6 protein-coding genes are annotated in these 13,085 nt (G+C 45.2%); 2 read left to right on the top strand and 4 right to left on the bottom strand.

The genetic code is table 11. The annotated features are described in order from the left end of the window. Position 1 precedes the first annotated feature (1 nt). On the bottom strand, positions 2 to 958 hold the full coding sequence (locus tag AC27G9_RS18365; protein ID WP_487075943.1) for an AAA family ATPase: 957 nt from the start codon (positions 956 to 958) through the stop codon (positions 2 to 4). A gap of 469 nt (positions 959 to 1,427) precedes the next feature. Here AC27G9_RS18365 and fadI point away from each other — a divergent pair, with 469 nt between their 5' ends. Both fadI and fadJ read left to right on the top strand, forming a co-directional pair. Then, entirely contained in the window at positions 1,428 to 2,738 is a 1,311-nt protein-coding gene (gene fadI, locus AC27G9_RS18360; protein ID WP_487075942.1) for an acetyl-CoA C-acyltransferase FadI, read from the top strand. Between the two features lies 1 nt (position 2,739). Next, entirely contained in the window at positions 2,740 to 4,881 is a 2,142-nt protein-coding gene (gene fadJ, locus AC27G9_RS18355; RefSeq protein ID WP_487075941.1) for a fatty acid oxidation complex subunit alpha FadJ, read from the top strand. A 389-nt stretch (positions 4,882 to 5,270) separates the two neighbouring features. Here the strand turns inward: fadJ and AC27G9_RS18350 are convergent, their stop codons facing one another. The 3 genes from AC27G9_RS18350 to AC27G9_RS18340 all read right to left on the bottom strand — a co-directional run bounded on the left by AC27G9_RS18350 (position 5,271) and on the right by AC27G9_RS18340 (position 13,034). After that, positions 5,271 to 5,447, bottom strand: a complete 177-nt coding sequence (locus AC27G9_RS18350; protein WP_487075940.1) for a hypothetical protein — start codon at positions 5,445 to 5,447, stop codon at positions 5,271 to 5,273. A 169-nt stretch (positions 5,448 to 5,616) separates the two neighbouring features. Next, a complete protein-coding gene (locus AC27G9_RS18345) occupies positions 5,617 to 10,101 on the bottom strand; it encodes an EAL domain-containing protein (RefSeq protein ID WP_487075939.1) in 4,485 nt (1,494 codons plus the stop codon). Between the two features lie 182 nt (positions 10,102 to 10,283). Further along, positions 10,284 to 13,034 (bottom strand): insulinase family protein, encoded by a 2,751-nt coding sequence (locus AC27G9_RS18340; protein ID WP_487075938.1) that lies wholly within the window; start codon positions 13,032 to 13,034, stop codon positions 10,284 to 10,286. Positions 13,035 to 13,085: the final 51 nt, after the last annotated feature.

Here is a 13,085-nt window from a genome sequence, read left to right as displayed (position 1 = left end):
ATTAAGGAACGGCAACCACGCTAAGTATTTTTTCCAGTGCCTTGTTGACCGTTATGCCTTCGGCTTCGGCTTGATAAGACAAAATGATTCTGTGTCTTAAAACATTGGGGAAAACGGCTTGTATGTCGTCTGGGCCGACAAAGTCTCGGCCAGCAAGCCAAGCATGTGCTCGAGCGCAGCGGTCCAGTGAAATGGTTGCTCGCGGACTGGCGCCAAATTCTATCCATTGGGCCATCTCTTGATCAAAACTGCCGGGTTGGCGCGTAGCCATAATGAGCTGGACAAGGTATTGCTCAAGCTCGGGGGCCATATGCAATGCGAGTGACGCTTTGCGCGCGGCGAAAATATCGTCTTGTGACAGCGTTGGTGGCATGACCTGAGGGATGTCTAACTCTTCATCGCGAGTGAGTTTCAAAATACTCAACTCGGTTTGAGCATCGGGGTAGTCGATTTCAACGTGCATCAAGAAGCGGTCGAGTTGAGCTTCTGGCAGCGGGTAGGTGCCTTCTTGCTCTAAGGGGTTCTGTGTGGCCATAACCAGAAAGAGTTCTGGCAATTGGTAGGTTTTGTTGCCCACCGTGATCTGGCGTTCAGCCATGGCTTCCAATAACGCCGACTGAACTTTTGCTGGCGCTCGGTTAATTTCGTCTGCCAACACCAAGTTGTGAAACAGCGGCCCTTTTTGAAAGACAAATTCACCGGTCTCAGGGCGATAAATATCAGTCCCCGTTAAATCCGCTGGCAACAAATCCGGCGTAAACTGCACTCGATGAAAGTCGCCAGTAATCCCTTTCGCTAATGCGTTAATCGCACGTGTCTTCGCCAGTCCCGGCGGACCTTCAACCAAAAGGTGACCATCTGCTAACAGAGCGATAAGCAAGTTTTTTGTTAAATGTTGCTGACCGATGATTTGGGTATCAAGGTAGGTTTGAAGGTGCTGAAACTGCGCTGCTGCCATTTTTCTTATCCGTTTACTCAGGGTTACTCGTCGTGGAGTGGGGTTTAGGCTCTGCCTTTTATATAAGGTTCCCTAGAATTTCTTCAAGTTTGACACGTTTATTGTCAATAAATTTACGTTGGATGCCAAATAATTCAGTGTTAACAAGTATTTCAACCGCATTTTAATTGTTCAACGTTCGCTTTTGATAGGGTGAATTGGCTTTTTATCAAGACCGAGAGCGCGTATGTTTTGCGTTGCCGTATGATTTTTAGACAAAACGGTTGGTTGAGCTGTGTTGGATGTTGAGTCGTGATTTTAGGCTAGCCAATGGCGCGATCATCATTGTCTAGGTTCAACATTATTTACACCGCAGTGTTCAATCGGCTTTATTTAACGTCAATGGAAATTTGCTATTTTGTTCATAGTCTGTAAAAATCTGGACTATCTACAGGTCTGACCACTTTGATGGCAATAATTTAGGTGCATTATGGCTAAAAAACTCGACGTAACAACTCGCTCAGGTGATCGCATCGCGATCGTTGACGGTTTACGAACTCCATTTGCGAAGATGGCAACATATTTCCACGGCGTTCCCGCTGTTGATTTAGGCAAGATGGTTGTCAATGAAATGATGATCAGAAATGGGCTAGACCCAAAAATGGTTGACCAGCTTGTCTACGGACAAGTCGTTCAAATGCCAGAAGCGCCTAACATTGCGCGTGAAATAGTCTTGGGCACCGGAATGAATGTTCACACTGATGCGTATAGTGTTTCTCGTGCCTGTGCAACCAGTTTCCAGTCTACCGTGAATGTCGCTGAGTCTATGATGGCGGGAACAGTAGAAATCGGTATTGCGGGCGGAGCCGACTCTACGTCAGTGTCGCCTATTGGTGTGTCGAAAAACTTGGCCCGTGCTTTGGTCGATTTGCAAAAAACCAAAACGATGGGGCAGAAGTGGAATGTGCTTAAAAAGCTGAGCTTTAAAGATCTTATGCCAGTGCCGCCAGCTGTTGCGGAATACAGCACGGGTTTGTCGATGGGACAAACTGCTGAGCAAATGGCCAAATCACATCAAATCTCGAGAGAAGAGCAGGATAAACTAGCGCACCGTTCACACACTCTTGCTGCGCAAAGTTGGGAAGAGGGCAAACTTGCCAGTGAAGTCATGACGGCTTATGCAGAACCATTTAAAGGTGCATTGGATAAAGATAACAATATCCGATTTGATTCAAAGTTAGAGGGTTACGCCAAGCTACGCCCAGTTTTTGACCGCAAGTACGGTTCTGTGACTGCAGCAAACGCGACACCACTCACTGACGGGGCGTCAGCGGTACTTATGATGACGGAATCAAAAGCCAAAGCGTTGGGTTATACCCCATTGGGTTATATCAAGAGCTATGCTTTCTCAGCGATAGATGTATGGGAAGACATGCTTATGGGGCCGTCTTATGCGACACCAATTGCACTCGATAGGGCGGGTATGACGCTCAACGACCTGACGTTAATCGAGATGCACGAAGCGTTTGCGGCACAAACCCTAGCGAACGTGAAAATGTTTGCCAGTGATAAATTTGCAAAAGAAAAGCTGGGTCGCGACAAGGCGACGGGCGAAATCGATATGGACAAGTTTAACGTGATGGGTAGTTCAATTGCGTACGGTCACCCATTCGCCGCCACAGGTGCAAGAATGATTACCCAAATGTTGAATGAACTGAATCGCAGAGGCGGTGGCACGGGCTTACTGACAGCATGTGCAGCCGGTGGCCTTGGTGCAGCGATGATTGTGGAGACAGAATAAGATGACTCAAGAAGCGAACACAGCAGCGCAAAGTGCATTCACTTTGACGAAAAAAGACAATGGTGTTGCCATTTTGTCGATGGATGTGCCCGGCGAATCAATGAACACGCTAAAAGCGCAGTTTGGTGATGAAATCAGTGCCATCCTTGATGACATCGAGCAAGATTCATCAATCAAAGGGGTAGTACTGACTAGTGGCAAAACCAACAGTTTTGTCGCGGGTGCAGACATTACCATGCTGGATGCCTGTAATACTGCCATCGATGCACAAACTATCGCCGCGGGCGGTCAGCGTGTATTTGATCGCATTGAGAAAATGCGTGCAACATTTGTCGCTGCAATCCACGGCCCTGCATTAGGTGGCGGGTTGGAACTTGCTCTGGCGTGTCATTATCGGGTTTGTACTGATTCCAACAGTACGCAGTTGGGCCTACCTGAAGTACAACTCGGGTTGTTGCCTGGTAGTGGCGGTACACAGCGTTTGCCTCGTCTTATTGGCATTCAACAAGCGATGAAGATGATGCTGACAGGCGCTCCAGCAAGAGCAAAACAAGCGAAAAAATACGGCATTGTTGATGATGTTGTTCCTCAATCTGTCCTTATGGATGTGGCTGAAATTTACGCGCTTAAATCGAAGCCAAATAGACAGCTTAAGCAGAAAGGTCTGGTGAACAAGGTACTTGAGGGCACGGGATTCGGTCGTAACTTTTTATTTGGCCAAGCACGTAAGCAAACCCTGGGGAAAACAAAGGGCAATTACCCTTCACCAATGAAGATCATTGACGTAATTGAAGCGGGCTTAAGTAAGGGAATAGTTGCTGGACTTGACGCCGAAGCTCGTGCGTTTGGTGAGTTATGTATGACACCTGAATCCGCTGAGCTAAGACAAATCTTCTTCGCGACTACCGAGATGAAGAAAGAAAATGGTGTCGACGGTGTCGAGCCGACTAAAGTGAATAAGGTCGGTGTACTTGGCGGTGGTTTGATGGGGGGTGGTATTGCTTTCGTTACTGCGTCAAAAGCCGGCGTGCCAGTGCGCATCAAAGATGTGCGCCCTGAAGGCATTGCGAATGCGATGAAGTACAGCTACGACATTCTCAACAAGAAAGTAAAGCGTCGCTTCATGCTGAAAAGCCAGATGCAAAAACAGCTTGCTATGCTAACTGGTACGTTGGACTACAACGGTCTACAAGATGCAGACATGGTCGTAGAGGCCGTGTTCGAAGACTTGGGTTTGAAGCAGCAAATGGTCGCTGATGTTGAACAAAATGGTAAGGAGACGACGATTTTTGCTTCTAACACGTCTTCGATTCCTATTACTCAGATCGCAGAAAAAGCGGCGCGTCCTGAAAACGTAATTGGACTGCATTATTTCTCACCAGTAGACAAGATGCCATTGGCTGAAGTGATTGCACACAACAAAACGTCTGACGAGACCATTTCAACGACCGTTGAGTTTGCAAAGAAACAAGGTAAAACACCAGTTGTCGTTAAAGATGGGGCGGGCTTTTATGTCAATCGGATCTTAGCGCCATACATGAACGAAGCGGCGTCTATGATTTTGGCTGGTGAGCCAATTGAAAAAATCGATAAAGCGCTTGTGAAGTTTGGTTTCCCAGTGGGCCCAGTTAAACTACTCGATGAAGTCGGCATTGATGTCGGTACCAAAATTATTCCCTTCTTGGTTGAGCAATTTGGCGAGCGTTTTACTGCACCAGATGCTTTTGAAAAAGTTCTGGCAGATGACCGCAAAGGTAAAAAGAACAAGCGTGGGTTCTATAACTACACGGGTAAAAAGCCGGGTAAAGAAGTGGATGAAACTATCTACAGTGTACTTGGTATTTCACCCGCTGCTAAATTGAGTGAAAGCGATATTGCAGAACGCAGCGTCTTTATGATGCTTAATGAAGCGGCGCGCTGCTTAGATGAAGGTGTTATCCGCAACGCACGAGACGGTGATATCGGCGCTATCTTTGGTATTGGCTTCCCGCCGTTCTTGGGTGGACCATTCCGTTATATGGATAGGCTAGGCGTGCAAACCGTAGTTGATAAGCTCAATCACTATGCACAGACTGTGGATGCTAAGTTTACGCCAGCTGAGATATTGGTTGCCATGGCGAAAGACGGTAAGTCGTTTTACTAATATCAAAACCAAGTGTTATATAATTGTTAAAAACCGGGCTTTGCCCGGTTTTTTTGAATATAAATAATAAAAATGATGGTTAAGTGAGCAATTATCAGTAAAATACGCCGACTTATTATTCTATCTGGGCGGATTTTACACCATGATCTTAATGGCAATTCTCGTTTTAGTTGTCAGCAGTGCGTACTTTTATGTAAAAGCGTTTAAGCTTGGGCTTAATGCTAAAAAGTGGGCTGTGGCGGGATTAGTGTTTGGACCCTTTATCTTGCCTATGTTTTCGATCAGCGCTCATATTGCATGGCGTAGGGATGTGGGTTTCGATAATTTGTATATCGGTGCTTAGGGCTGAGATAAGGGAGGCGCAATGCCTCCATTTGGTTTTCGGGCAATTAAAAACCTGTTGTATTCTTGGTATTCCAACCCTGTCTGCCTTTTCCGCCTTTTACTTCCGTGCTTACCGTTTGAACAAGCTCTTTTTTATCTTGTTTTTGAACCGTATCTTCTTGCTTTTCCGCCACTGGTGCTGATGTAGATAGTGCTAGTGCTACTGCGTATGCTTTCAACATTATATATTCCTCGATTTTTATACAAACAAAACTGACTGACGTTGCAGTCAATATGTATTAGCGAGGATCGTGCCAAGTTTAGATGTTGTTTAAACCATTGATTTTATTGAGAATAATGGGAGGTGCTGGGGAATTGACACAAAACATTTAGTTCAGGTTCTGTATGCCATTAAAATGACGCCGGACTAGATATGTGCTGTAAGCGCTGGTTATCTCTCAGCAGTTTTTCAAATTTGTCCGCCGTGAGAGGTTTACTGTACAAATAACCTTGAATCATTTCACAATCGTAGCGGCTCAATATGTTGAGCTGCTTTTCGTATTCAACCCCTTCGGCGACCACTTTTAAGCCAAGGTTGTGGGCAATATTGATAATTGCCGCGGCCATGTGCCTGTCTACACTGCTTTCGGCGATATCGTCGATAAAGGCTTTATCTATTTTTAATGTGTTAAGCGGGAAGCGCTTGAGGTAAGCCAGCGAAGAATACCCGGTCCCAAAGTCATCGAGGGCAAGGTGAATACCTTTTTCTCGTAGCCTTTCCATCATTTGTAACGCTTGTTCCGGGCTTTCCATTAAGGTGCCTTCGGTTATCTCACACTCAAGGTGGAGCGGAGATAAGCCAACATTGCGAAGTATCTGTTCGATTTTGTCGTCAAGATTAGGCAGTTCAAACTGTTTTGCAGAGATGTTTACCGCCACGCGACCAGAGAATAAGCCTTCGCTGACCCAACGCTTGGTATCTTCACACGCTTTTCTCAGTACCTGTTCGCCAATCTCGATAATCTGGCCAGTCTGTTCGGCGAGGGGAATGAACTGACTGGGGCTGACAATGCCTTTTTGCGGGTGTTCAAAGCGAACGAGTGCTTCCATACTGACCAATTTACCGGACGCGATATCCACTTTGGGTTGGTAGTAAACCGTAAACAAATCGTCTTTGATGCCTTGACGAATTAAGTTCTCAATTTGTAGCTGCCTAACTGCATTTTGGTTCATCTCACCGCTAAAGAACTGGTAGCTGTTGCCGCCATTATTCTTGGCAAAATACATGGCAGTATCGGCATTTTTGAGTAACTCTTGTGGCGTCGCTCCATCATCAGGGTAGAAAGCAATACCTACACTGGCACCCAAGACAAACTCTTGTTTGTTGATAATAAAGGGGCGAGCAAGAGTGTCTAATAAGCTTTGGGCAAAATGGGTAATCCGGTGAATGTCTCCCAGTTCCTCTAACAGCACACTGAATTCATCCCCACCAAGACGGTAACAAGTAGCATTAGAACCTGTCATTCTTTGAATGCGTTTGGCGATTTGTTTTATCAATATGTCGCCAGTTTGGTGACCCAAAGAGTCATTGATTTTTTTGAAGTTGTCCATGTCCAAGCAGAGCAGAGCATGAGGCACGCCTTTGCGAACGAGATTGTTGTGACTGGCTTGGTAAAATGAGCGGTTGGCTAAATCGGTCAACGGGTCAGTATTGGCGAGTTTAAGCAGCTCTTTTTCGGTACTCTTACGGGTTGTAATATCGGAAAATACACCTACGAAATGGCTCATCTTCCCATCTTCATCGTGGACCGCATCGATATTCAGTTCCATTTCGTAGCGCTCGCCATTGATGCGAACCGACTCCACTTCACCCGACCAATTGCCTTTCGTGCGTAGGGCTTTCTTGATTTCTTCGGTAAAAGCGTCAGGGTACTGATGGAAGTACATATAGCTGGCCAATGCCTGCTCGCGGGTTTCCCCAGTGTAGTTACAATAGGCATTGTTGACAGAGATAAACTTAAATTGGGTATTGGTAATGAACACACCTTCGGAGATATTCTCGATGGAGCGTTTAAACAAGTTGAGTTGCTCTTCAGCTTCTTTAAGGTGATGTATGTTCTTTAACGTGCCCGTCATACGTAAAGGCTGGCCATTATGGTCGCGTTTTACCACCTTGCCTCTGTCCAGCACCCATATCCAAACATTCTTAAACGTGCGCGCTCGATAGGCGAGTTCATAGAATTCGGTTTTGCCCTCGAGATGCTCACGCAGTGCCGTTTGCACACGGGTAATGTCATTGGCATGGATGTTGGCATCATAAGCGCTGTTGGTCCTGATATTGTCTTGGGGAAAGTCTAAAGACCCCCAGGTATTGGAACGGAATACTTGGCCGCGGTATATATCCCAGTCCCACAACTCATCACCGCTACTCCATAAAGTAAGCTTTAACCGCTCTTCTGATTCTCTAATCGCCAACTGGTTGGCTTTGCGCGCCTGATATTGGCGAACTAGATAGAGCAATATAACAAGTACAACAAAAGCATAAGCAAACAGGGCGTTAACGTGAAGCCAAGGTGGTCTCTCAATGGTTATGCTTAACTCGGTGGGTGGTGACCAAGTTGAGTTTTTTGTTTTCGCTTGGACCTGAAACTCATAGCTGCCAAAAGGGACGTTATTGTAGTGTGCCGTGCGATCGCTATCTGTCTCCGTCCAGTCACTGTCAAACCCTTTCATGCGATAACGGTATACCACTTTTCGAGAAAAGTTAGGGTCGGTCACGCCAAAATTCAAACTAAAACGAGAATCGTTATAGGCTAATGTCAGTGATTCTGTTAGGTATAAGGGTTTTTTCAGAGGGCCATCAGTATCGATTGCCAGTTCTCTTCCAAAGACAGAAAGGCCAAGAAGACGAGGGGAAGGGCTTACCGTAGTGCTCACCGCACTAGGTTCAAACTCGCCAAACTTTGCAAAATGAAACCCGTCTGTTCCGCCGAGAAAAACACTGCCATTATTGGTTACCAGAGCAGCGCCTTCGTTTAAACTGTTGAACGCTAATTCTCGGTTGCTTAATTTACCTGTGACCGCTTTGGTTTCTAACGAGATGAATACAATGCCTTCACTGGTAGTAATCCAAAGTGTGCCGTTGCGTTCTATCGACGAATGCACGATACCAAAGCTATCCTTGGCAAATTGAGCCACAGGTTTTAGTGTCAACTTATCCAATTGAATTATGCCTTGGTAAGCAGTGGTTAACCAATAAAAACCGTTCCATTCGTGGACGGCTGCAATTGATGGTGAATTCAAGTCTTCATTTGGGATGGCAATATGACTAGAGGAGTTAAAGTCATAAACATGGGTTTCCTCACCATATAAAACCCATAATCTTTCGTCTTTATCTCTGTATATTGGCCTGCCAGTTTTTTGGCTCTCTATCCAATCAAAAGTAGTAACTGTGTATTCTGATTTTTGACTATTACTGACGTCAGTATTGACTGACACTATGCCCAATTCATCGTCCCAAAACCAAATGAATTGACCATCATAGTAAACACGGTCAATATAAGAGTTAGGCAGTAATTCGCCGACCTCAACTATGGTTGAATCCACTAGCTGTTTGAAAATTTTCAATCCATTCGACGTTGGTAACCAAATGGTATCGTCCTGCGCAACGATGAGATCCCAAACAGCTATTTTGGGGCTGATTGGATAGTGTTGTTGTTGGCCATTTTCGGTTGTCAGTTTTACCAAGCCATTTGATTGGGTTGAGAACCAGATAGCTCCTTTGGAATCCTCATCTATGCCCCAAATAGACTGGTTATCATTTTCATTATTAGTCGCCAACTTATAAAGCGGAAGAGGGCTTTCAGGGGAGTCCTTATAAAAAAGACCATTGTATGTAGCTATCCACACTCCATCTCTATCATCCGCAAATATCTCTACAAAATTACTGGAATCTAGATTAGTGATGAGTTTGTTGGTGTAGTTTAAAGATAAAGAATTACTATTCTCTTTTGACAGAAATATGATTTCTTTATCGGCGGTCAGCCACAAATAGTTATCGCTTTGTGTGATGCTTCGAATACCATTATTCGAAGACACATCGTCAAGCACAGTATTTTCATCCGAGACAATGTTCCCAAAGTTGTCAACACGAATGTAACCATTGTCAGTCGTTAACCAATATTCCCCATTTGATACCTTAATATCGAGAACCCTTAGTGCACTGATTCGCATTCCCCAGGGATTGGCTTGTGCAAGAGAGTGTAGCGTTTTGTCTTTTTTATCGTAAATGAATACGCCTTCGGAAGTTGTGCCAAACCAAATTCGATTTGGCTCGCTTAATATCGCTTTAATGGACTTTGGAAATTCAATAGCAAGATTTAGGTGCTCTATGGTTTGCGTATGGGAATCATACTGATACACGCCATCTGCCGTAGATATGATCAATCCGCCGTTGGTATCGTTGGCAATCGTCCAAATTTCATCGGTTTTTAACGCCGAATTATCCTTGTTGAATACTTGGAAGTTATCGCTAAATGGCAGGTAACGAGCCACGCCACCATCAAATGTTGCCACCCACAACTCATTGTTTTTGCTGACGTGTAAGTCTCTGATAAAGTTGTTCGGGATAGAGGCGGGGTTGTCTTGATCGTGGAAGTAGGTTTCAACATCGTAACCATTAAAACGATTTAGGCCGTTAAGTGTGCCTGCCCAGATAAAACCATTAGGGCCTTCGACGACGCTGGTGACAGTATTGTCAGACAGGCCATCTTTCTTGGTGATGCTATTGAAATGGAAATCGAAAACCGATGGCGACGAGGAGTCATCGGACGCGGCATATGCAAATCCGATATAGGTAACTAAAATTGTCGCGACCAATGTTTTTAAAAAGCGCACTAATACACCCACGCTGCGATGCGTTTTCTCTTTTGTTTTAATTATTTTTTATTTTGTGGTTGCGGTCCGTCGCACAAACACCAATATGCCGAATTCTCGTTGCCGCGACAAGCAGTTTTTCAGCCGTCACGACTAAAGGTGTAATAAATGAGCGATTCGCTGTTCTCTAAAGGTGCATGGGGTTATTTAAAGTAGTTTGCCGTTTGCTTAAATGCTGATATATCAGACAAATGGAATTCTTGTGGGGCATCGAAATTCGCTAATTTACCATCCGTGAACAGTACGAGTTCTCCAAAACTTTGGCGTGTTGCAAGCTGCCTAGCGTAAGCTTCTATATCATCAAACGCATAGCTCTCAATTTGCTTGGCTAAACAGGTATTGCGGTCAAAACTGAAATCCTGCATCCCTAATGCGAGCCACAACCGTTGTGATTTCATCGACAGACTCAAGTCATGTTCACTCAACTGCTTGAGCATAGTCGACTGAATATCAGGCCAATAGCCTTGATAAAAGGCAATTTCATCAAGCTGCTCAAACAAAAACTGGGTGATGTTTTCGAGCAATTGGTTAACTGGCGTATTAGGGCTTTGAATATAGAAAACAATGCCGGGGTGCTGGTTATGGGGGACATAACCTGTACCAACGATATAGCCTAGCTGCTTTTGCGTGCGCAGTGCGTTGAAAAAAGGGCCCGCTAGCATCTGCTCGAGAATCATGCACATTGCCGTGTCATGCAAGTCACAGCTCGGTGCTTGTAAATACAAAACGATACCTGAATCATCGTGTTCACAGGGAACGAAGTGATAGTGAGTATTCCCTACAGGCAACTGAGCCACATCACGGGATATCGGTGTTCCCCGATTGTCTTGGCACAGATATTTTAAATCACTCACAAAGGCTTTCGCCTCATTTGCTGGCCAGTTTCCATGTATGAGTGATTCGACGTAATAGTGTTGCAACGCCTTATTGCAAATGTCGACAAGCTCGTCGTAAGTTAACGCATGCATGGCTTCGAGCAAGTCGATAGGGGCATGAGTATTTTTTTGTATCAGTACACTTAAGCGAAGAAAAAGCCTATTAGTGGGTTTGTTGAGCAGTGAATTGTGCAAGCTCTGCATTTGCAGCTGTTTGACTTGTTCAAACTCTTCTCGGCTGGGAATAAATGCAAGTGTTGACTTCAATAACTCACGGCACAAGAAAAACTGTTGATTGGTAAACCCACGGCAGTGCACCGTAAATCCGGCTTGGTGCCCGTAAATACGGTAGTTGAGTCCGGCGATCTCAGCATGATAAAAGTCCGCTTTTAATTTGTCATTTAGTGCTGCTAACCAGATCCGCTTCGCTGCGACAGTTGTTTGACTCTCGCAAAACGCATTGGTATCAAAAGACACATAGGTATCGCCCTTGGGAATGCGAAACTTGGTATCTTGTGAGAACCAAATTGACATATTGTCCGATGCCACAAGTTGCTTTGGTGTGGCGAAGTCCTTGTCGGGTAGACACAATGCAAAATCGTCACCAATAAAGGGGTTAGCGGGTGGCATGCAAATACTGGGGATAGTTGTTGGGCGATAATAGCTCTCTAACTCTTCCGGCGGAATTGGGTTTACCGCATACTCGGCATCGTAGTACGAACAAGTCTTATCGGTGGTGACAGTCGGTGCAATGATCTTTATCCGCATATTGTGAGGAGTGAAATGGCCCAGAGCCGCTTCCAACAAGGTTTTGTCATAACTGCCTATGCCTGCTCGCCACTGCTCTATATCCTGTATCGGCATAGTAAATAGGCTTTGAGCAAAGTCGCATATCATGTCTAGCGTTTTGGGATGTTCATCATATTGATAGGCGAGGGCAGATAGCTGCGCTTTTTCGTTGTATCGCCAATCGTCCGCGAATGAGTCTTGGGTAATTTTAAGGGCGTAAAATAGAGCACAGATTATGTGCTGTTGATTGTTCAGGCCAAGCTCAGTTAGCTGGAAGTTTACGTTAAAATCTTTGAAATCCTCACCCTCGATACCGCTACCAGCAATCAAGCTCGTTACCCAGTTTTGGGCTTTTAAATAAGCAAACAAACTGCCTTGCCCTTCGTCACCCAAAACGTGACTAATGTAGTCGAGCGGACGAGTATGAATTTCCTTATGCAATGCGGGAAGGGCAAAGGTGACTATCATTCTGCGGGCTTTCTGCAACGGTTTAATCGCAATTTTTACACCCAATTGCTCTGGAGTGTAGAGCGCTGGCCACTGCATTTGTGGTTGAGAACCCGACTTCATTTTGCCGAAGGCGTGTTTTACCAGCTCGGTGAGTTGTGCTATCGGCATCGCTGAGTGGATGCATAGCCGCATATTTTGCGCGTTGTAGTATTGGTCGTGGAATTCACTTAAATAGCGATGTAAGGTTTCCATACCAAGCTGATTAAAAATATCGGCATTGCCGACGGAAAATTGGCTAAATGGATGATCGGGATTACACGTCTCTTTGTGAATTTGATAAAGACGACGTAAATCATCTTTTCGTTTGAACTGGAATTCAGCTTCGATAGCTTGGATTTCCTTCGCCATCGAATTGGGGTTGAGCAGAGGCGCGCGCAGCATGTCGGCAAACGCCGGTAAAATCAACCCTAGCGCTGGATGGCCAATGTTGAAATGATAATTAGCGTATTCTGTGCCAGTCCAAGCGTTTATCGTGCCGCCATTTTGCTCGACGAGTTCATTGATTCCATTTGGCTTAGGTACATGCCTGCTGCCAAGGAACAGCATGTGTTCCAAGAGGTGCGCCAGCCCGTGACATTCAGCGGGATCAAAGAAATGTCCCGCTTGCACCGCCATAGATACATTGGTCGTTGGTGCATCACTTTGATAACACATTAGGACTTGTAGCCCATTGGGTAGCATTATTTGTTCGGTTTGATCAAAGCACAATGAAGTAGTCAAAATTTTCTCTTCTGTAAAAGCTCAGCGACTTCATTGTTCTGCCGAACGAGA

It is taken from the genome of Alteromonas sp. 5NS40-0096, from assembly GCF_057544385.1.
Note: the sequence above shows the minus strand (reverse complement) of the source record. Positions and strands in the feature narration are given on the sequence as shown.